The organism is Pelagibacterium halotolerans B2 (genome assembly GCF_000230555.1).
Classification (GTDB): domain Bacteria; phylum Pseudomonadota; class Alphaproteobacteria; order Rhizobiales; family Devosiaceae; genus Pelagibacterium; species Pelagibacterium halotolerans.
In genome coordinates, this window is sequence record NC_016078.1 from 3,923,641 (window position 1) to 3,944,837 (window position 21,197).

The 21,197-nt window shown below is 64.1% G+C and carries 18 protein-coding genes and 1 riboswitch; of the genes, 13 read left to right on the top strand and 5 right to left on the bottom strand.

All coding sequences use genetic code 11. The features are described from left to right. The first annotated feature begins 119 nt into the window (after positions 1-119). Entirely contained in the window at positions 120-1,310 is a 1,191-nt protein-coding gene (gene aztD / locus KKY_RS19180) for a zinc metallochaperone AztD (protein WP_014133053.1), read from the top strand. Positions 1,311-1,487: 177 nt separating this feature from the next. Further along, positions 1,488-2,444, top strand: a complete 957-nt coding sequence (locus tag KKY_RS19185) for an ABC transporter substrate-binding protein (protein ID WP_014133054.1) — start codon at positions 1,488-1,490, stop codon at positions 2,442-2,444. Between the two features lie 23 nt (positions 2,445-2,467). On the opposite strand, the gene KKY_RS19190 is transcribed toward KKY_RS19185, so the two are convergent. Continuing rightward, positions 2,468-2,842, bottom strand: coding sequence for a DMT family protein (locus KKY_RS19190; RefSeq protein WP_014133055.1), 375 nt, complete (start codon positions 2,840-2,842; stop codon positions 2,468-2,470). 183 nt (positions 2,843-3,025) lie between these two features. Further along, positions 3,026-3,979 carry an alpha/beta fold hydrolase gene (locus KKY_RS19195; RefSeq protein WP_014133056.1) on the bottom strand — a complete coding sequence of 318 codons (954 nt, stop codon included), beginning with the start codon at positions 3,977-3,979 and terminating at the stop codon, positions 3,026-3,028. A gap of 83 nt (positions 3,980-4,062) precedes the next feature. Between KKY_RS19195 and KKY_RS19200 the strand changes: the two genes are divergently transcribed. After that, a complete protein-coding gene (locus KKY_RS19200; protein WP_041528919.1) occupies positions 4,063-4,782 on the top strand; it encodes a helix-turn-helix transcriptional regulator in 720 nt (239 codons plus the stop codon). A gap of 19 nt (positions 4,783-4,801) precedes the next feature. On the opposite strand, the gene KKY_RS19205 is transcribed toward KKY_RS19200, so the two are convergent. After that, the gene (locus KKY_RS19205; protein ID WP_014133058.1) at positions 4,802-5,779 is read right to left on the bottom strand and encodes an aldo/keto reductase; all 978 of its coding nucleotides are present in this window, start codon (positions 5,777-5,779) and stop codon (positions 4,802-4,804) included. A gap of 90 nt (positions 5,780-5,869) precedes the next feature. Then, positions 5,870-6,091: riboswitch (cobalamin riboswitch) on the top strand. Positions 6,092-6,333: 242 nt separating this feature from the next. Here KKY_RS19205 and cobW point away from each other — a divergent pair. From cobW to cobO, 4 genes are read left to right on the top strand one after another with little or no spacing between them, the layout of a single operon-like run. Beyond that, a complete protein-coding gene (gene cobW / locus KKY_RS19210; protein WP_014133059.1) occupies positions 6,334-7,386 on the top strand; it encodes a cobalamin biosynthesis protein CobW in 1,053 nt (350 codons plus the stop codon). Further along, positions 7,383-7,829, top strand: a complete 447-nt coding sequence (locus KKY_RS19215; RefSeq protein ID WP_041528920.1) for a hypothetical protein — start codon at positions 7,383-7,385, stop codon at positions 7,827-7,829. The genes cobW and KKY_RS19215 overlap by 4 nt, the downstream gene beginning before the upstream one ends. Beyond that, on the top strand, positions 7,829-11,902 hold the full coding sequence (gene cobN, locus KKY_RS19220) for a cobaltochelatase subunit CobN (protein WP_014133061.1): 4,074 nt from the start codon (positions 7,829-7,831) through the stop codon (positions 11,900-11,902). The genes KKY_RS19215 and cobN overlap by 1 nt, the downstream gene beginning before the upstream one ends. Beyond that, on the top strand, positions 11,899-12,543 hold the full coding sequence (gene cobO / locus KKY_RS19225; RefSeq protein ID WP_014133062.1) for a cob(I)yrinic acid a,c-diamide adenosyltransferase: 645 nt from the start codon (positions 11,899-11,901) through the stop codon (positions 12,541-12,543). The genes cobN and cobO overlap by 4 nt, the downstream gene beginning before the upstream one ends. A 158-nt stretch (positions 12,544-12,701) precedes the next feature. Here the strand turns inward: cobO and KKY_RS19230 are convergent, their stop codons facing one another. Then, positions 12,702-13,193, bottom strand: coding sequence for a hypothetical protein (locus KKY_RS19230; RefSeq protein WP_014133063.1), 492 nt, complete (start codon positions 13,191-13,193; stop codon positions 12,702-12,704). A 132-nt stretch (positions 13,194-13,325) separates the two neighbouring features. Here KKY_RS19230 and KKY_RS19235 point away from each other — a divergent pair, with 132 nt between their 5' ends. Beyond that, complete coding sequence (locus KKY_RS19235; protein WP_158308089.1) at positions 13,326-14,345, top strand: LacI family DNA-binding transcriptional regulator; 1,020 nt, start codon at positions 13,326-13,328, stop codon at positions 14,343-14,345. A 164-nt stretch (positions 14,346-14,509) separates the two neighbouring features. Continuing rightward, positions 14,510-15,508 (top strand): cobalt-precorrin 5A hydrolase, encoded by a 999-nt coding sequence (locus tag KKY_RS19240; protein ID WP_083824224.1) that lies wholly within the window; start codon positions 14,510-14,512, stop codon positions 15,506-15,508. On the opposite strand, the gene KKY_RS19245 is transcribed toward KKY_RS19240, so the two are convergent. Further along, entirely contained in the window at positions 15,480-16,244 is a 765-nt protein-coding gene (locus KKY_RS19245; RefSeq protein WP_014133066.1) for a cobalt-precorrin-6A reductase, read from the bottom strand. The genes KKY_RS19240 and KKY_RS19245 overlap by 29 nt on opposite strands. A 33-nt stretch (positions 16,245-16,277) precedes the next feature. On the opposite strand from KKY_RS19245, the gene cobA reads away from it, so the two are divergent. The 4 genes from cobA to cbiB all read left to right on the top strand — a co-directional run bounded on the left by cobA (position 16,278) and on the right by cbiB (position 21,116). Continuing rightward, a complete protein-coding gene (cobA, locus tag KKY_RS19250; protein ID WP_083824226.1) occupies positions 16,278-17,135 on the top strand; it encodes a uroporphyrinogen-III C-methyltransferase in 858 nt (285 codons plus the stop codon). Between the two features lie 218 nt (positions 17,136-17,353). Then, complete coding sequence (locus KKY_RS19255) at positions 17,354-18,700, top strand: cobyrinic acid a,c-diamide synthase CobB (protein WP_014133068.1); 1,347 nt, start codon at positions 17,354-17,356, stop codon at positions 18,698-18,700. Then, the gene (locus KKY_RS19260) at positions 18,697-20,163 is read left to right on the top strand and encodes a cobyric acid synthase (protein ID WP_014133069.1); all 1,467 of its coding nucleotides are present in this window, start codon (positions 18,697-18,699) and stop codon (positions 20,161-20,163) included. Before KKY_RS19255 ends, KKY_RS19260 begins: the two co-directional genes overlap by 4 nt. Further along, the gene (gene cbiB, locus KKY_RS19265; RefSeq protein ID WP_014133070.1) at positions 20,160-21,116 is read left to right on the top strand and encodes an adenosylcobinamide-phosphate synthase CbiB; all 957 of its coding nucleotides are present in this window, start codon (positions 20,160-20,162) and stop codon (positions 21,114-21,116) included. The genes KKY_RS19260 and cbiB overlap by 4 nt, the downstream gene beginning before the upstream one ends. Positions 21,117-21,197: the final 81 nt, after the last annotated feature.

The window sequence follows — 21,197 nt, forward strand, 5'->3', positions numbered from 1 at the left end:
GCTCGACCCGAGGACCTGCACCGCGCCCGAACCCCCGACCTCCGCTGATCCCCCTTCCGTTCCCACAATCGCAAATCTCAATTCGTAATGTTACGTTATAACATAAAGGACAAATTCCCATGAACCTGAACCCCCCTCTCTTCCGCGCCCTCCTTCTGGCCGGCATCGCACTCCCCGGCATGGCGAATGCCGACGAGGTCTCGATCTGGCGCGCCTTCGTCTCCGATCAGGCCCAGGGCACCGTCAGCGTCATCGACCTTCAAGCCGGCGAAATCGCCGACACTTTCACGCTTAACGGTCCCGCCAGCCTCTATGTCACCTCCAGCGGCGAACATGTCTTTGCCGTTCAGGGCAATGCCAACATCGTTCAGGCCATCGATACCGGCATCGCCATCGACGATCACGGCGACCATGGCGATATCGAAATCACCGACCCGGCCCTCCTCGACGGGGCCATCGAGGGCGAATATCCGGTCCACTTCGTCGAACATCACGGCCAGATCGCCCTGTTCTTCGACGATGAAGGCGTTGCCAAAATCATCGATGAAGCCGATTTCGACAGTGCCGACCCGCGCATCGTGGAGGCCGGCGCCCCCCATCACGGCGTTGCCGCCGCCTATGGCGATTACGTCCTCATCACCGAACCGCACCCAGAAGACCCATCGAACCTCCCCGTCGGCATCAACGTCCTTGATGCCAACGACCAGCCGATCGGCGATACCCACGCCTGCCCCGGCCTGCACGGCGAGGCCAACTCCGGCAATCTGCTCGCCATCGCCTGCGATACGGGCCTGCTCCTTGTCACCGACAGCGCCGAGGGACCGCAGATCACCCATCTGCCCTATGACGAGGCATTGCCCGAAGGCAAAAGCTCGACCCTTCTCGGCGGCGTCGGAATCCAGTATTTCCTCGGCAATTACGGCGCCGACCACGTCGTGCTGATCGATCCCCATCAGGAAACCTTCCGCCTCGTCGATCTGCCCACCCGCCGCGTGCATTTCGCGCGCGATTCCGTCCGGCCGCAATTCGCCTACATCTTCACCGAGGACGGCAATCTGCACCGCCTCAACACCCTCTCGGGCGAGATAAGCGCAACCCTGGCGCTCACCGAACCCTATTCCATGGACGGCCACTGGTCCGACCCGCGCCCCCGCATCGCGGTCGCCGGCGATGAGATCCTCGTGACCGATCCCAACGCTTCGCAGATCCACCGGATCGATGCGAACGCCTTCGAGCTTGCCGGCACCATCCCCGTCGATGGCCTCCCCATGGGCATCGTCGTCGCCGGCGGCTCGGGCACCGTCCACTGACAAAAAAGGGCCGCCCTCCGGGGCGGTCCCATTCTGCCTATTCGGCAGGGCGGGCAAAAATCGCGCCGCCGCTTGGCGCTTGACACTTCCCAGCCGCTGGGAAATAAACATGACATTTTAAATCATGTATTTCCATCGGACCCGTTGCGGTCCGGCGGACAAAAGGAGATTGCGTCAATGAAACGGTTTGCGATTGTCGTGGGGCTGCTCGCTCTTGTGTCCTCGGGCGCCCCCGCCCAGGACATGCGCAGCTTTACCGACGATATCGGCCGCGTGGTCGACATTCCGGCCGATCCCCAGCGCATCGTGTCTCTCCACGATCAGTCCATAACCATTCCGCTGCTCGAACTGGGCGTTGTCCCCGTCGGCAGCCACGGGCGCACCACCGAGGACGGCACGCCCTACATCCGTTCGGCGCGCATGTTGACCGGCGCCGATTTCGACAATTCCGATATCGCCTTCATGGGCAATTTCCCCGCCGATATCGAAGCGGTGGCGGCGGCAGAACCCGATCTCATCATCACTGTGGATGCCCAGAGCGAAATCCTCGACCAGCTTGAAACCATTGCGCCCACCATCGTGCTCGACAATGCCGCCCGCGCCGAATACGGGCTCTATTCGACGCTCGCGGACCTCACCGGCACCCAGCGCCAGCTCGAAATGCTCGAAGCCCGCTACCGTCACCAGATCGCCGAAATCACCGCATTGGTCGACACCGCCGATGTGACCGTCAACGTCATTCAGGGTTCGGGGGGCGAGCTGGCCGTCTGGCACTCCTATTTCAATCTCGGCCGCGTCCTGCGCGACGCGGGATTTGCGTTCCCCCGGATCGTCGATGCCATTCCCGAGGATGAAAGCGCCCGCTGGAGCGGCGAGGTTCTGCCTCAGCTCGATGCCGACTTCGTCTTCGTGACCTACCCGGCCGAAATCGGCTATACCCCGGCCGATGCCATCGCCCAGCTTGAAGACATCGTGCCCGGCTTTTGCGATTTCCTCCATGCCTGCCGCACCAACCAGATGGTTGTCATCCCGCGCGATCAGGCGTCGTCATGGTCCTATTATGCCCTCGGCCAGATGGCTTACGCCATCATCAGCCAGATTTCCGGCCGTGATTTCGAGCCCATGGTGCCGTAGCCGAAAGCGGGCAGGGGCCGGCCCTATCGGATCGGCCCCTTGAAGATGAAAAACGCCCCGACCGCGATAAAGGCGAAGCCCAGCACGTGGTTGAGCGTGAATTTCTCGCCGAGATAGAAAATCGCAAACAGCGCGAACACCGAAAGCGAGATCACTTCCTGGATCGTCTTGAGCTCCGCCGCGCTATAGGTGCCATACCCGATCCGGTTGGCCGGCACCGCCAGCCAGTATTCGAAAAACGCGATCCCCCAGCTCACCAGCACCACCACCCACAGCGCCGCCCCGGGAAATTTCAGGTGCCCATACCAGGCGAAGGTCATGAAGACGTTCGAGGCAATCAAAAGCAGGATCGGGGCGGCAAGGGAAAAAAGCGAAGGCGCTGCGGCAAGTGCGGTCATGGCTGGGGTCTCGGGTGCCGCCACGATTGGCGGACCGAAATCGAAAGCGCGCTTGTCGCGCTAAAATCAAGTGCAATCTTTTTTGGCGCGGCGGCCACGACGTCCCGCTGCTCATGCCCGATGAGCTGGCGGCATTGCTGGAAACGGTCCGACCCTGGTGGCTCCGTGGGGCTGCTGGTTGCCTCAGAGCCGCATTCCACCCTGCCGGTCCAGCCAATCGAGAATGGCCCGGTTTGTTTCCTCAGGCTTTTCCTGCTGGATCCAGTGGCCGCAATCGAGTGTGACCACCTCCACATTGGGAACGAACGCGGCCAGGCTCTCGGACTTGGCGATCCCGTCCCGCTCGCCATAGATCATCAGGGCAGGGTGCGCGATGACAGGGTTCACATCCGCCAGCAGGTGCCAGTTGCGGTCGAGGTTCCTGTACCAGTTTATGCTGGCCGTAAAGCCCGATGTCTCAAAAGAGGCGACGAAAACGGCCAGTTCGCCATCGCTCATCACGGGTTCACCCAGGGGCTCATCGGCTGTTGCAAGATTGATCATCATCATCCCCGGTTCGGGCGCCGCAAGAGGAACGTTTTTCCGATAGAGGTTGCGCAGGAACCGGACCGTATTTTCCTCCAATACAGCGTCCGCGACGCCCGGCTGCCGATTGAAGTGAACAAAATAGAAGTCGCCCCCGAGCATCTGTTCCATGACTTCGATCCAGGGCCGTTCTCCACGCTCCTGGTAGGGCAGGCTCAGATTGATCACAGTGTTGACCCGGCCCGGATGCAGCAGGGTCAGCCCCCAGACCACCATTGCACCCCAATCGTGACCGACAAAAATGGCATCGTCGTACCCGTAGTGATCCAGAAGCGCGACGAGATCGCCCGACAGATGTTCGATGTCATAGGCTGTGACCTCGGCCGGGCGGGATGAATTGCCATAGCCCCGCTGGTTGGGAACGATCACATGGTAGCCCGCTGCCACAAGGGCGGGCACCTGATGGCGCCAGGAAAAGGCATGTTCGGGCCAGCCGTGACAGAGCACAATGGGGTTTCCCCTGTTCTCCCGTCCGGCCTCGAAGATTTCGAGGTTCACGCCATTGACCGGGACCAGCGTGGGTTTGGGAAAGTCGATTGTCTTGAGCATCATTGTCCGCCTTGCTGATTTGCACGGCGGCTGTCTAGGGGCGAATGGTGCCAGATTCTGACACCATAAAATGGTCAACTCGCCTCATGACAGCTCGCCTCCGACAAGACGCCATAGTGCGCAGTCTTCGCCGCAACGGGATTTCGACGGTCGCTGATCTGGCCGCCGAGGTCGGTGCCTCCAGGCGCACCGTGTTGCGTGACATCGGCGCGCTGCGCGATGAGGGCTTTGTCATTCACTCCGAGCCCGGCCGCGGGGGCGGCCTGCAACTGGATCCGCAATCGGTTCAGGCCACGGCGCGGCTTTCGGTCCCCGAGGTCTTTGCGCTTCTCATCAGCGTTGTTTCGGTGCGTGCATCCGGAGGCCTGCCCTTTTCCGATCTTGCCGATGCGGCGCTCGCCAGGATCGAGCGCGCTTTGCCCGCCGACAAATTGCGCGATCTGCGCCGCCTCCTCGATTGCCTCTATGTCGGGCACCTTTCACCGCTGGTGAACATCTCGGATATGGGCACGATGGCCCCCGCGCTGCTGCCGGCATTCGAGACGGCATTTCTCCAGCGGCTCCGCCTGCGTTTCCGATACCGCGATTCAAAAGGGGCGGTAACCGACCGAAACGTCGAGCCGCAAGCCATGCTCATTCTGCCGCCGCTCTGGTATCTGGTGGCCTGGGATCCGGCGCGCGGAGCCTTCCGTCATTTCCGTATGGACCGGATCACCCGACCGGAAATCGAAGACGGCGCGGTTTTTCAGCGTCGCCATGTGCCATTCGAGGATCACGTCCGCCCGGTGCGCGACCTGTCACGCTGAAGGCGCCCCCGCCCGGCGCCTATATCTCGCCCCTGATCGCCGGCCGCACCTTTTCGGCATAGAACGCCTTGAGCTTTTCATGCACCGATTGCGGCAGTTCGGGCAGATCGCCCGCCTCGGCATTCACCCCGATCTGGTCGGGCCGCGAGACCCCGGCAATGATGGTGGAAACCGCCTTGTGGTCCAAAATCCAGCGCAGCGCGAAAAGGCTCATCCGCTGGCCCTCGGGCACATAGCCGCGCAACTCGTCGGCCAGTTCCACTCCCGTTTCGAACGGAATGCCGCCAAATGTCTCGCCCACCGAGAACGCCTGCCCGTCCCGGTTGTAGCCGCGGTGGTCCGTGGGGGAAAACTCCGTCTCGCGCGTATATTTGCCCGACAGCAGCCCCGAAGCCAGCGGCAGGCGCACGATCACCCCCACATCGCGTTCCATCGCCTTGTCCAGAAGGCTTTCGGCGGCGTCCTGGCGGAAGATGTTGAAGATGATCTGCAGCGTCGCCAGTCCCTCGTGCTCGAGGCAGATTTCAGCCTCGGCGATGGTTTCCACGCTCGCGCCCCAGTTCCTGATCAGCCCCTCGGCCTTGATCTCGTCCATCCAGCCAAAGACCTCGCCCGCCTCGAGCACCTCGCGCGGCACGCAATGGAGCTGCGCCAGGTCGATGCTCTCCACGCACAGCCGCCGCGCCGATTCTTCAAGGCTCTCGCGCACCCCGCCTTTTGTGTATTTGTCGGGATAGAGCGCCGCCGCCCGGCCCACCTTGGTGGCCACCACAAGCCCGTCGGGCTTGCCGTAAAACGTACCGATCCGGTGCTCGGACAGCCCGTTGCCATAAACGTCGGCGGTATCCCAGAAATTGACCCCGAGCCGCGCGGCGTTGGCGAGAATGGTCGAGGCGTCCATATCCTCGATGGGGCCGAAATCGCCGCCCAACTGCCATGTGCCCAATCCGATTTCGGAAACCAGAAAGTCGGTCTTGCCCAATCGCCGCGTTTTCATTGCTCTCCTGCCTCTTCCGATTGTCTGGTTCTCTCTGGTGATAAGCGAGCACGCCCTCCGATGCAATTGACGCGGGGTCGTTGCGCGTGGCACATCTAGAACCGTGTTGGTTCCCCTTTCGTTGCAAGAGTCGAAACGGGAAGCAAAAGGGAACACGGTGCGGACGACCCAAAAGGGGCCAATGCCGTGGCTGCCCCCGCAACTGTAAGTCGCGATGGATTTCGGAATTATCCACTGGCCCAAGGGCCGGGAAGGCAACCGGAAACCGATAAAGTGACGAGCCAGGAGACCTGCCAGCACACCCGACCGGCCCCATGACGGGGTCGGCATTTTGCGTTCGCACACGGAGGGTGTTGCTGTGACGACCAGAAGTTTTCCCGCGGCCGGCCCGCGTTCCGTCCTTTCCGGTCCGCCCCTTGCCCCTTAGGGCAGGCAGCGAGCCCGGCATAGGACATGTTAAGGCAACAGCCGCGCCGCGCCCATGGCGCCGCCGCCTGCCGTGCCGCAATCCCTTCCTGCTTTAGATTGTTTCCATCCATTTTCTGGAGGGTCCCATGACCTCGAAAATCCCAACAACCGTCATCACGGGCTTCCTCGGCGCCGGCAAGACGACCCTGGTTCGCCATCTTCTCGCCCACGCCAAAGGCAAGCGCATCGCACTCATCATCAACGAGTTCGGCGATATCGGCGTCGATAAAGACGTCCTGGCCGGGTGCGGTGATGAAACCTGCCGCGAGGAAGACATGATCGAGCTTGCCAATGGCTGCATCTGCTGCACCGTGGCCGATGATTTCATCCCCACCATGAAGGCCATCCTCGCCCGCCCCGACCGCCCCGATCACATCGTCATTGAAACCTCCGGCCTGGCGCTCCCCCAGCCCCTGATCCGCGCCTTCAACTGGCCCGAGATCAAGGCCGAGGTCACCATCGATGGCGTGGTGACCGTCGCCGATGCCGCCGCCCTTTCAGAGGGCCGCTTTGCCGCCAATGAAGAAGCCGTCGACGCCCAGCGCCGGCTCGATGAAATGCTCGATCACGAAACCCCGCTGGGCGAGTTGTTCGAAGACCAGATGGTCGCCGCCGACATGATCGTTCTCAACAAGACCGACCTTGTCGACCCCGCCGCCCTCGAAGCCGTCGAAACCGAGCTGAAAAAGCACATGCGCCCCGGCACCCGGATCGTTCGCGCCGCCAATGGCCACGTCGATACGCTCGCGCTCCTTGGCCTCGGCATGTCCACCGAGGACAATCTGGCAGGCCGCGAAAGCCATCACGAGCTCGAACACGATGGCGAGGGCCATGAGCACGACGATTTCGATTCGTTCTCGCTCACCATCCCCTCCGGCCCCGGCCGCGACCAGCTTCTCGCCGCCATCGCCGATACCATCGCCGCCCATGACGTTTTGCGGCTCAAGGGCTTCGCCGCCATCCCCGGCGCCCGCGCCCGCCTCGCCATCCAGGCCGTCGGACCCCGCGTCAACGCCTATTTCGACAGGGACTGGGCCGAGGGCGAAACCCGTGAAACCCGGCTCGTCGTCATCGGCGAAAGCCCCCTGGCGCGCGAGACCATCGAGGCGAACCTCAAAAAGATCGCAGAGGCCGCGTGAGCCGTCCCGATACATCACAGCCGCAACCCGTGCGCCCGGCTTCGGTTTCCGGCGCGCGGTTCGCTGCCATCGTTTTGCTCGGCCCCATCGTCGGCACGCTTGTCGTTATTGCCGCTGTCCTTGTCACCGATCCGCCTTTCGCCGCCTTCGATGACGAGGCCCTCGTCCTGCCCCTTGCGCTGGGGATGGGCTGGGCGCTTGGCCTGCTGCCCGCCATCCTCGCCGCCATCGGCTGGAGGCTGGCCCTCCGCCACGCCCGGATCGGCCAGCATCGCCTCCTCGCCAGCCTTGCCATCGGCGGAGCAACCGGGCTCATCGGCGGCGTTCCGGGCGCCATCGCCATTTTCGGCACTGCGGGCATTTTCCCTGCCGGCCTCCTTCTCATGGCTCTTGCGGGCGCTTTCGCCCTCGCCGCCACCGCGCTGCCCTGGAGCAAAACCTGATGCACCTTCTCGCCGCCCAGGCCGGTGCGCTCCAGCAGGAGGGCGAGGCCATCGATCTTGCCCAGACCCCGGGCGATTTCGCCTTTGCCTCCTCGGCCGATAGCGAACTGTCCATGCTCGCCGCCGCCGCCGATAGGGTCGGTGAGGACGGGTTGCGGCTGGCCAATCTCATGCGGCTGAGCCACAATTTCTCGGTCGACCTCTGGTGCGAGGATACGCTCGCCCATGCCCGCCTCATCGTCATTCGCCTGATCGGCGGTTCGGCCTATTGGCCCTATGGCTGCGATGAAATCGAAATGCTGGCCCGGCAAAATTCCATTCCCCTCGCTTTCCTGCCCGGCGACGCCACCCCCGATCCCGTGCTGTTGGCCCGCTCGACCATCGCCGAACACGATTGGCACACCCTGCACAAGCTGTTCCTGACCGGCGGCCCCGACAACGCCGACGCCATCCTTTCCGCCTTCCGCGCCCTCGCGGCAGGCAACCCAATCGCCCGCGCCCCCAACCCCTTCCCCGCCTTCGGCTTCTGGGACCGGGAACGGGGCATCGTTCAAACGTTCGGTCCCGTGGCGCCCATCCCCTCGCATGCCGAGAGTGTGCTGGATTTCGGAGCGCCCGCCACCCCAGTTACTCCCTCTCCCCTCGGGGGAGAGGGTCGGGGTGAGGGGGGCGCCACAAGCACGGCGCCGGCCGCACCTCTCCCTTCGGGGGAGAGAGCCTGCCCCCGACCTGATCGGGGGTCGACCATTGCGCAGCAAGGGGCGGGTGAGCGGGGCTTCGCGCCAAGCGCCACTGTCCCCATCCTCTTTTACCGCGCCGTCCTCGAAGGCGCTGGCACCGCCACGCTGGAGGCTCTCATCGATGGACTGAAATCGCGTGGTCTTGCCCCGGTGCCCATCGTCATCTCCTCGCTGAAATCGCCCGATTGCGCCGGGTTCGTCCGCCAGACGCTCGGTGACATCCAACCCGCCGCCATCTTCAATCTCACGGGCTTCGCTCTTGGCATCAACGATCTGGCCTCCGATAAAAACCCCTTCGCCTTCACCGACGCGCCGGTCATCCAGCTCGTCCAGGGCTCGCGTCCGCCCGTCATGTGGGAGGCCGATCCGCGTGGTTTGACGTCCAAGGACCTCGCCATGCAGGTGGTCCTGCCTGAAATCGATGGCCGCGTCGGCGCGCTGATCGTCGGCCACAAGGCCGAAGCGGTCTGGCACGAGCGCACCCAATGCCTGCTCACCGCCTTTACCCCCGAACCCGATGGCATCGCCCGCGCCGTGGCCCTCGCCCAGAACTACGCCCGCCTGCGCGCCAAATCCCCCGCCCAGCGCAAGATCGCCCTCGTCCTCGCCAACTATCCCCTAAAGGATGGCCGCCTCGCCAACGGCGTCGGCTATGACGCCCCCCAATCGAGCGTCGAGATCCTGCAGGTGCTTTCAGAGGCGGGCTACGACATCGGATCAAGCAATCCAGCACCAGAGCATGCCGCCGACCCCTCACCCCAGCCCTCTCCCCCCGCCGGGGAGAGGGAGGCCCAAGTCGCGCGCCCCGAGCCGCACCTTCCTTCTCCCCTCGAGAGGGGAGAAGGTGGCCCGGAGGGTCGGATGAGGGGTGGTCAGCGTCTGCCCTCCTCCCCAACCCTCTCCTCCGGCACCGCCCTCATCGAGCACCTGCAAACCGGCCCCACCAACGCCCGCCCCCAGCACGGCACCTCGGACGCCATCCTGCCGGTTCAAACCTACAAAAGCTGGCTCGAAACCCTCCACCCCTGCATCCGCGAGGATGTCCCCGCCCGCTGGGGCGCACCGGAAGCCGATCCCTTCGTGCGCGGCGACGCCTTTCATCTGCCGATAAAAATCTTCGGCAACATCGCCATCCTGCTCCAGCCCGCCCGCGCCTACGATGTGGCCGAGGAATTGAGCTTTCACGACCCCAATCTCGTGCCGCCCCACGCCTATATCGCTTCCTATCTCTGGCTGAAAAACACCTTCGGCATCGACGCGCTGATCCACAATGGCAAGCATGGCAATCTCGAATGGCTGCCCGGCAAGGCCAATGCCCTCGATTCAGAATCCTACCCCTCGGTCCTTTGGGGCCAGCTCCCCCATTTCTATCCCTTCATCGTCAACGATCCGGGCGAGGGCACCCAGGCCAAGCGCCGCACCGGCGCCACCATCATCGACCATCTGGTCCCCCCTTTGACCCGCGCCGAAACCTATGGGCCCCTAAAAGACCTCGAAGCCCTGCTCGATGAATATTACGCGGCGCTGGGCATGGACCAGCGGCGGCTCGAAAGCCTCAAACGCAAAATCCTCGATTTCACCCGCGACGCCCGCCTCGATCTCGATCTGCGCCTGCCCGCCGACGAAACCGAAGCCCTCAACCAGATCGACAATTTCCTGTGTGAACTCAAGGAAGCCCAGATCCGCGACGGCCTGCACATCTTCGGCCAATCGCCAAAAGGCAATTTCGAGCGCGATCTCCTCGTCGCCTTCGCCCGCGTCCCGCGCGGTGAAGGGCAGGGGGGCGATGCCTCGCTGATCCGCGCCCTGGCCGACGATCTCAAACTCGGCATCGATCCCCTCGCCCTCGATCTTGCCGCCCCCTGGACCGGACCAAAGCCCCAGGCTCTTATGGATCAAGGCATGTGGCGCTCCAACGGCGACACCATCGAACGCCTCGAAGCCCTCGCCGCCGATCTCGTCACCGGCAGAGCCCCCGATCCGGCTTGGATTTCGACCATCGCCGTCCTCGACACCATCCAAACCACCATCCGCCCGCGCCTTGCCGCCTCAGGCCCCAACGAGATCAGATCCCTCCTCGATGGCCTCGCGGGAAAGTTCGTCGCCCCCGGCCCCTCGGGCGCCCCCACCCGCGGCCGCATCGATACGCTCCCCACCGGCCGCAATTTCTATTCGGTCGATAACCGCGCCATCCCCACACAGACCGCATGGGCGCTCGGCCAGAAAGCCGCCGAAAATCTTTTGAAGCGCCATTATCAGGATCACGGCCTCTGGCTCACCTCGCTCGCCATGAGCGTCTGGGGCACGGCAAACATGCGAACCGGCGGCGACGACATCGCCCAGGCTCTGGCCCTGATCGGCGCCAAACCGGTCTGGCAGGGCGCCTCCCTCACCGTCTCGGGCTATGAGATCATCCCGCTCGCCAAGCTTGGCCGCCCGCGCGTCGATGTCACCTTGCGCATTTCGGGCCTGTTCCGCGATGCCTTCCCCGCCCAGATTGCCCTCTTCGACCGCGCCATCCGCGCCATCGGGGCGCTGGACGAACCCATCGAGGATAACCCCATCGCCGCCCGCATGCGCACCGATGCCCTGGCCATGATGGAGGAGGGCGCCACGCAGGACGAAGCGGGGTTGCGCGCCGGCCACCGCATTTTCGGCGCCGCGCCGGGCGGCTATGGCACCGGCATCGGCAAATTGGTCGAGACCGGAAAATGGGCCGAAAAATCCGACCTCGCCGACGCCGTCCTCGCCACCGGCCAATACGCCTATGGTGCCCACGCCGAAGGTCTGCCCGAAAAAACGCTGTTCGCCGCGCGCCTCAAATCCGCCGATGCCGTCGTCCACGTTCAGGACAATGCCGAGCACGACCTGCTCGACTCCGACCAGTACTATCAGTTCGAGGGCGGCCTTTCCGCCGCCGTCGAAACCCTCTCGGGCCACAAGCCCGCCGCCTACCACCTCGATACCTCCCGCCCCGAAACCCCAAAGGTCAGAACGCTCGAAGAAGAAATCGCCCGCGTCATGCGCGCCCGTGTGGTCAATCCCAAATGGATCGACGCCATGAAGCGCCACTCCTATCGCGGCGCCTTCGAGATCATCGCGACAGTCGATTTCATGTTCGGCTTCGCCGCCACCACCGGCGCTGTCAAATCCCACCATTTCGACATGGCCTTTGCCGCCTTTATCGAGGACGACGCCACCCGCGATTTCCTCATCGCCGCCAACCGCTTCGGCTATGACGAACTGATCGAAAAGTTCAACGAGGCCCGCCTGCGCGGCTTCTGGACCCCCCGCTCCAATTCCGCCTATGCCCATCTCGAGGACGCGACATGACCGAACGCCAGCCCAAGAAAACCGACCTCATGACCGAGGCCGAGCGCGACGCCTACCACGCCGAAAAGATGAAAAAGAAAAAGGCCGCCCGCGACAAGCTGGTCGAGGCGAACGCCAACGAAAAGGGCCTGCTCATCGTTCACACCGGCAAGGGCAAGGGCAAATCCACAGCCGCCTTCGGCATGGTGTTCCGCGGCATCGCCCATGGCTTCAAAATCGGCATCGTCCAGTTCGTCAAGGGCAAGTGGCACACCGGCGAGCGCGACATTCTCGAACATTTCCCCGATCAGGTCTCGATCAACGCCATGGGCGATGGCTTCACCTGGGAAACCCAGGACCGCCAGCGCGACCTTGCCGCCGCCCGCCAGGCCTGGGACCGGGCAAAGGAACTGATCGCCGACCCCGACTACCAGATGATCCTGCTCGACGAGCTCAACATCTGCCTGCGCTACGATTACCTGCCCCTCGACGAGGTGATCGAAACCCTCAAATCCCGCCCCGCCGACAAGCACGTCATCGTCACCGGCCGCAACGCCAAGGACGAACTGATCGAGATCGCCGACCTCGTCACCGAAATGACCCAGATCAAGCACCCCTTCCGCGAACAGGGCATCAAGGCCCAGGCCGGAATTGAATTCTAAATTGGGTTAAATGGCCCAGGACCAGTCGAGATTCAGCTCAGGGTGAGCCGAAAATGATGGTTTTCGAGAACTGGAGCGGAGCGTACTTATGTACGTGAGCACCGGAAGCGCAGAAAACCGCCATTTGCAGGCCACCATGGGCTGAATGTCGATTGGTCCTAAAAGCAGGCCCCGTCCTGGCCCAGACTCTGCCCCAGCCGGTTGACCACGGAGTCGAACGCCGGCACGTCCATCGCCGGATAGTCGAGCCGCACATTGGCGGTCTGCTGCCCGTTACAGACGAGGATCGTCTTGGCATAGAAAACATGCCCGCCCCGCGTGCCGCCCCAGGCCGCCCAGTCGGGGGTTTCCGAGCGATAGGTGATCGCCCAGCCCTCTGCCTCGTCCGCCCCGATCCGGCGGCGCATTTCGGTCAGAAAATCGGCGCCCTGGCTCGGCCCGCCCCATGCGGTGATGCTCGCCCGCCCGTTCGATGCGCGAAACCGCCTGCCTTCGCCCGCCACCTGGGCCGGGCCATCGGCGACGAAATCGGCCGGAATATCCACGGCCGCCCCGAATCGCGCATTGACATAACGCGTCCAGTCCGCCGCCGGAAAGCTCCCGGAAACGCTGGTAAAAATGGCTATGGCAAGGACAAGCTGGCGCAACATTTTGCGATGATTGCCCGCCGATTGTGGTTTTCGCAAGCCGTCTGGTCCCGTTCATGCAGCGCCATGGTTCCGCTCGGGCTCCAATTGGCGTAAACAGGGGCCCTCAAAAATATGCGCTTGGGGCAGGGGCAAGTGAAAAGACCATCCATCGGAGACGTGGCGCGCCAGGCCGGCGTGTCGACGGCAACCGTCTCGCGGGCCATCAATGCGCCTGAAACGGTCACCGAAAAGACCCGCCGCAAGGTGCAGGAAGCCGTCGATGCCCTCCATTACGTGCAATCGGAAACCGCGCGCAATTTCAAAAAGCAGCGCGCCAACACCGTGCTCGTCGTCGCCGCCGATATCGGCAACATCTATTATTCGGAGATTTTCCGCGGCATCCAGCGCCGCGCCGAAGCCTCGGCCTATTCCATCATCATCGCCAATCCCAGCCCCGGCGGCACTCAGGATCTGATCCTGTCCAACCTGCGCAACGCCAGGGTCGATGGCGTCATCATCCTCTCGGGCCACGAAATCCTCGATCACGATCTGTCCCTGCTGCAACAGCTCTATGCCGGCACCCCGCCCATCGTCGCCATGAGCGAGGAGCGTGGCTATATGCGCGTGCCCCACATCCTCATCGACAATGAGCGCGCCGGCTATATCGCCGGCCGGCACCTTATCGAAATGGGCCACACCCGCATCGGCCATGCCTATGGCCCGCACCGCACCCCCGTCCGCCGCGCCCGCGCCAACGGGCTGCGCCGCGCGCTCACCGAAGCGGGGGTGCCCATCAACGACACATGGTTCTTCGAGGGCGGCTTTTCGGCCATCGGCGGCCGCGCCGCCGCCCAGAGCTTTTTGTCCCTCAAGGACCGCCCCACCGCCGTTTTCTGCGCCAATGACGAGGCGGCCATGGGGTTTGTTTCCCAGCTCCACCGCTACGGCGTTTCGGTGCCCGGCGATCTTTCCGTCATGGGGTTCGACGATATCGTGCTCGCCGATACCTATGTTCCCGGCCTTTCCACGGTCCACCAGCCCAAGGAGGAGATGGGCCGCCACGCCATGAGCCTGGTCCTCGACATCATCGAGGCGCGCACCAGATCCGACCTCCCCATAATCGAATTGCCCGTCCATTTGGTCCCCCGCGAGTCCGTCGCCCGCATCACCTGACCGCCGCGCCGAGGCTGCCCCGAACTCCTCCTCCCCACCCCCGTCATCCCGGGCGAAGACCCGGGACCCAGTACCCCCAACCTCTCTTCCGCCCCCCAACACATTGCCCGTTCCCCCCAACCATGCTAGGCGACAAAACCGAACTGCCTCACTCAAGTTAAATTTTGGCGTTGAAGACCCCGCTCGTATTTTCCACCTCGCCTCGCGGCGATGAGATCGCCCGTCACGTGGCCCAGCTTCTGGGCGCGCCGGTGCATCTGTGCGGTCCGGGGCGTGTCGATGCCACGCCTCTGGTCGCCGATGCCTATCGCCAGGGCGCGCCCATCGTGGGGGTCTGCGCCACAGGCGCGCTGATCCGCCTGCTCGATGGCGTCTTGGGCGACAAGATGTCCGAGCCGCCCGTGGTTGCCGTCTCCGCTGATGGCAAGGTCGCCGTTCCCTTGCTCGGCAGCCATCGCGGCGCCAACGCTCTGGCCCGCTGGATCGCCGATGGCTTTCGCGGCTTTGCCGCCGTCACCGCCACCTCCGATACGCTTTACGATTTCTCCCTCGACGATCCGCCCCCAGGCTATGTGGTGGCCAACCCCGAGGCGGTGCGCCCGCTCATGGCGGCACTTTTGAAGGGCGAAAAACTGCGCGTCGAGGGCCTGTCGGGCTGGCTCGAGCTTGCCGGCTATCCCGTGTCGCGCGATGGCAGCCAGTTGCTCCGTCTCACCGAAAGCCCTGCACCCGGCCCCGGCCTGCTCGTCCACCCCAAAACCATAATTGCCGGGCTCGGCTGCACCAGCAGGGCCGCTTGTTCCGAAGTGGTGGACCTCCTTGAGGCAGCGCTCGAAACCGCCGGCGTCGCGCCCAAGGCCCTTGCCGCGCTCGCCACCATCCACACCCACGCCAGAACCCCGGCCCTGCTCGAAGCCGCCGATCATTTCGGCGTACCCCTGCGCACCTTCACCCGCCGCGAGATCGACCGCGAGAAAAAGCGCCTGGCAACCCCATCGGCCACTGTCGAGGCGGCCATCGGCGTGGCCGGCGTGTGCGAGGCGGTGGCGATAAAGGCCGGCACGCTGATCGTGCCCAAACAGATCGCGGGCAATGTGACCTGCGCTCTGGGCCGGGCCGATACGCCCATAGACATCACCCGGTTCGGAAAATCCGCGCTATAGCCTCTTGCGCCCAGGCCACCGAATCCACGGTCTCGGCCCTTGGCAGCCGGGGGCGCCTGATCACGATGATGGGGATGGAAAGCTGCGTTGCGGCGGCGAGTTTGGCTGCCACCTGCGCCCCGCCCGAATTCTTGGTCACCAGATGGGTGATGCCGTGCTCTTCCATAAGCTCGGTTTCCCCTTCAAGCGTAAATGGCCCGCGCGCCGCAATCACCGTCCAGTCAGTCGGAAGTCCTGCCGGCACCTCGATCATGCGCGCCACAAACTCGACATTGGTCTGGGCCAGAAACTGTCCAAGGTCCTGCCGCCCAACCGTCAGCAACACCCGGGCGCCGCGCGGCAGGGCGTGCACCGCATCGAGGGTCGACCCGACCTCCAGCCAGATCGCGCCTTCGGGCTTTTTCCACGCCGGGCGTTCCAGCCGGATCAGGCGCACTTTGGCATCGGCTGCCGCGGCAACCGCATTGGCCGAGATTTGCGCGGCGAAAGGATGGGTCGCGTCCACCACCATCTCGATCCGGTTCGATTTGAGGTACTCGGCCAGCCCTTCCCTGCCGCCGAACCCGCCCATGCGCACCACGCCTTCGGGAAAGCGCGGGGTGTCGGTGCGCCCGGCCAGAGACGTTGTGACCGCGTAACCGGCCTTTACCAGCAGGCCCGCGAGCTCGCGCGCCTCGGTCGTGCCTCCAAGGATCAATATGCGCCGTCCGGTGGTGTCGCGATTGCCCCAATTCATGGCATAGATTTATACAGCGCTACGAAAAAGGAAATGGGGATTCGCGTGTTCGGCTGGTTCAGGCGCAAATCGGTGGAAAAGGGCCATTTCGCCGCCCTCGATTCCGCACGCTTTCCCGACTTTGCGCCCGGTTCGGTCTGGCTGGTCGGCGCCGGCCCCGGCGCGCCCGGGCTTTTGACGCTTTTGGGCTATCACGCCCTGGGTCGGGCGGACATTATCGTCTATGACGCGCTCGTTTCCCCCGCCCTGCTCGATATGGCCAACCCCAGGGCCGAAAAAATCTATGCCGGCAAGCGCGGCGGCAAGCCTTCGCCCAAACAGGCCGATATCACCTTAAAACTCGTCGAACACGCCCGGTCCGGAAAACGGGTGCTGCGATTGAAGGGCGGCGACCCCATGATGTTCGGACGCGGCGGCGAGGAGGTCCAGACCCTGGCCCGCGAAAATATCCCTTTCCGCATCGTGCCCGGTATCACGGCGGGCATCGGTGGGCTGGCCTATGCCGGGATTCCCGTCACCCATCGCGACACCAATCACACTGTGATTTTTCTCACCGGCCACGATGAAAAAGGCGGCATCCCGCAGGGCGTGGATTGGCCCGCCATCGCCACGGCGTCCCCGGTCATCGTCATGTACATGGCCGTCAAGCACCTCCCCTCGATCGCCGAAAAACTGATCGCCGCCGGCCGCGATGGGTCCGATCGCCTCGCCATCGTCTCCAACGCCGCCTTGCCCGATCAGTCCGTCCTCGAAACAACGCTGGGCCGGGCAGGGGATCTGGCCGACGCCGCCGTGCCCACCCCCGCAATCATCGTCCTCGGCCCGGTCTCGCGCTACCGCGAAACCTTCGACTGGTACGCAGGCCCCCTGCGGGAGAACACCATTGGCTGAAGCCCTTCACCCCGCCAACGCGTCTCTTCCCCCCACACTCGCCCACCCCCCATCGCTTCCCCGGCGAAAGCCGGGGCCCATGTGCGTCGCCACGAACTCTATCGGTTGGACCAATGCCGCTGGACCCCGGCCGGAGTTGATCCCGGCGAAAGCCGGGACCGGGGCAGGGCGGCAGCAGAACGCGCGCCGGCAGTGGTTGACCGCGCAGGAGTTGGCTCGTGACTGATCCGTCCCCACGTGGCTTCATCATCGCCGCCCCCCGTTCGGGCTCGGGCAAGACCGCCATAACGCTCGGCATCGCCCGCGCGCTCGTCAATGCGGGCTATCGCGTCGCCCCGGCAAAGACCGGCCCGGACTATATCGATCCCGCCTTCCTCTCCAGAGCGGCCGGCTCCCCCGCCATCAATCTCGACCCCTGGGCCATGGATGCCGCCACCCTCAAAGCCCGCGCCGCCCGACACGCCGAGGACCACGATACCCTCCTGATCGAGGGGGTCATGGGCCTTTTCGATTCCGCTATCGACGGCACGGGCTCCACCGCCGATCTTGCCGCAACGCTCAACCTCCCCGTCATTCTCGTCATCGATTGTGACCGTCAGGCCCAGTCCGTAGCCGCTTTGGTCCACGGCTTTGCCTCATGGCGCGAGGATGTCGCCATCGCCGGTGTCATCCTCAACAAGGTCGCCTCCGACCGCCACGAAACCATGCTGCGGTCCGCGCTGGCCAAGACAGCCATCCCCTGTCTCGGTGCCATCCCCCGCCGCGCCGATCTCGCGTTGCCCGAGCGCCATCTCGGCCTCGTCCTCCCCGGCGATATCGAGGGCATCGACGGTCATCTGGCCCGCGCCGGATCGATGATGACCACCCATCTCGATTTTCACCTGCTCGGCGCCATCGCCGCGCCGGTGGCATCCGCCGCGCAAATCCCCAGCCTTACCCCCCTCGGCCAGCGCATCGCCATCGCCCACGACGCGGCCTTTGCCTTTATTTATCCCCACCTGCTCGAAAGCTGGCACACTGCCGGCGCATCGCTGAATTTTTTTTCGCCCCTGGCAAACGAAGCGCCCGATGCAGACGCCGACGCGGTTTTCCTCCCCGGCGGCTATCCCGAACTGCACGGCGCCACCCTCGCCAATGCGTCGGGTTTCAAATCGGGCCTCCTCAAAGCCCGCGACCGTGGCGCGCTGATCTATGGCGAATGCGGTGGCTATATGGTCCTGGGGCAAACCCTCACGGACAAAACCGGGGCCACATACCCCATGGCGGGCCTCCTGCCGGTTTCGACCGCCATCGACCGCCCCAGGCGCGTCCTCGGCTATCGCCGTCTCACCCATTCCTCGCCATTGCCCTGGCCGGAAAGCCTGCGCGCGCACGAATTTCATTATTCCCAACAATATTTCCCCAATGTTGAGCAATCTGGCGTCACCGAACGCTCAACTCCATACCTTTTGCCGCCATTGTTTGGCGCGTTTGACGCGCTCGATACCCCCCTCGACCCCATGGGCTGCGTGCTGGAAAAAGTCATGGGCTCTTACGCCCACATCATCGAGGGAGCCCGGAAATGACCCGCGCCATCATGGTCATGGGCACCGGGTCCGATGTCGGTAAGTCCTTGATTGTAGCGGGACTTTGCCGCGCCTTTGCCAATCGCGGCCTTTCGGTCGCGCCCTTCAAACCGCAAAACATGTCCAACAACGCCGCCGTCACATCCGACGGCGGCGAGATCGGCCGCGCCCAGGCCCTGCAGGCCAAAGCCGCCCGCAAAGAGCCGGTTACGGCCATGAACCCGGTCCTGCTCAAGCCGGAAAAAGATACGGGTTCTCAAGTGGTTATAAGGGGAAAGCGCGTCGCATCGATGTCGGCGCGCGATTATTTCAGAAATCGATCCCGATTTATGCCCGCGGTCCTCGATGCGTTTAATCTGCTCGCTGCCCAAAGCGATCTCGTCATCGTCGAGGGCGCCGGCAGTGCATCGGAAATAAATCTGCGCGAAGGCGATATCGCCAATTTCGGTTTCGCGCAGGAATTGACAATTCCGGTCATCCTTGTCGGCGATATTCATCGCGGCGGCGTCATCGCGTCCCTTGCCGGCACGTTTGCCGTCATCGATCGCGCCGATGCCGATCTGATCGCGGCAACGCTGGTCAACAAGTTCCACGGCGATCCGACGCTGTTCGACACCGGCCGCGCCATCATCGAAACCCACACCGCGCGCCCCTGTCTCGGCGTCGTGCCTCATTTCGCGCACGCATCCCGTTTGCCGGCGGAAGATGTGTTAGCCATTGAAAATATTGAACAAAATCCGGGGAAGACCGTCATTGCCGTACCCCGGCTGGGCCGGATCGCCAATTTCGACGACCTCGATCCCCTGCGCGCCGAGCCCGGCGTCAGCCTGGTCATCGTCCAGCCCGGCCAGCCCATTCCCCGAGACGCAAAGCTCGTCATTCTCCCCGGCTCGAAGGCCACCCGTGCCGATCTCGACCTGTTCCGCGCCCTGGGCTGGGATATCGATCTCGCCGCCCACATCCGGGCCGGCGGTCATGTCCTGGGCGTCTGCGGCGGCTACCAGATGCTCGGCACCTCGGTCGCAGACCCCGATGGCGTCGAAGGAAAACCCGGGCAAACTCAAGGGCTTGGCCATCTTGACATCGCAACCCGCCTCGAAGGGGTCAAACAGCTCCGCCTCGAAACCGCCACCGACGCCGCCTCCGGTCTGCCGCTCACCGGCTACCATATGCATATGGGCGCAACATCCGGCCCCGATACAGCCCGCCCCTTCGCCCATGTCGACGGCGTCCCCGAAGGCGCCCGTTCGGCGGACGGAAAAATCATGGGCACCTATCTCCACGGGCTCTTTGCCGCCGACGCCTTCCGCCGCCAATTCCTTGCAAACCTTGACATTTCCATCGATCCGCTGCTCGATTTCGATCGCCTGATCGACCAGACCCTTGACGATCTCGCCGCCCATCTCGAGACCCATCTCGACCTCGATGCCATCCTCGCCCTCGCCCGGGAGCCGCAATCGTGATCGCCTTGCTCGCCGCTATCCTCGAACGGATCGTGGGCTATCCCGCCTGGCTCACCGACAGGATCGGCCACCCCGTCATCTGGATCGGCAAACTGATCGAGATGCTGGACCAGCGCCAGAACGACCCCGAAAAATCCTTTGGTTCCCGGCGGATAGCGGGCGTTGTCGCCATCGCCACGGTCGTGCTCACCGTCCTCGTCGTCACCCTCGGCCTCCAGCAGGTCCTGCGCTTTGTGCCTTTCGGCTGGCTCGTCGAAATCCTCCTCGCCTCGACCCTGATCGCCCAGAAAGGTCTGCGCGACGCCGTCCTCGCCGTCGCCCGCGCCCTTGGTCAGCAGGGCATCGACGCCGCCCGCCGCGAAGTCGCCCACATCGTCGGCCGCGACACCGCCGAACTCGACGAAGCCGAGATCTCCCGCGCCGCCATCGAGACCCTGGCCGAAAACACCTCCGACGGCGTCATCGCGCCGCTCTTGTTTCTCGCCCTTTTCGGCCTGCCCGGCGCCGCGATCTACAAGGCCATAAACACCGCCGATTCCATGATCGGCCATCGCTCCGAGCGCTATGCCGCCTTCGGCTGGGCCGCCGCAAAGCTCGACGATCTGGTCAATTTCATCCCCGCGCGCCTGACGGCGGGCCTCTTCGCCCTCGCCGCCCGCGCCATGCCCGGAGCCGACACGAAAGCCGCCTGGGAAGCCGCCCGCCGCGATGCCCCCCACCACGCCTCCCCCAACGCCGGCTGGCCCGAAGCCGCCATGGCCGGCGCTCTCGGCTTCGGTCTCGGCGGCCCGCGCGCTTACAAGGGCGAAACGCTCGATCTGCCGAAAATGGGCGAGGGCAAACGCAACCTCACCGCCGACGATATCGCAACAGCCATAAGCCTTTACGACAGGGCCATGCTCATCGCGCTGGGCATCCTTGCCGCCTGGGCGCTATTCTCGATCGTCTTCTAGAGCGTGTCCAGCAAAAGCATGTCCTCGACGCGATCGGGGATGGAAACGGTTTTGCGGTTCGGACACGCGATAAAACAAAGG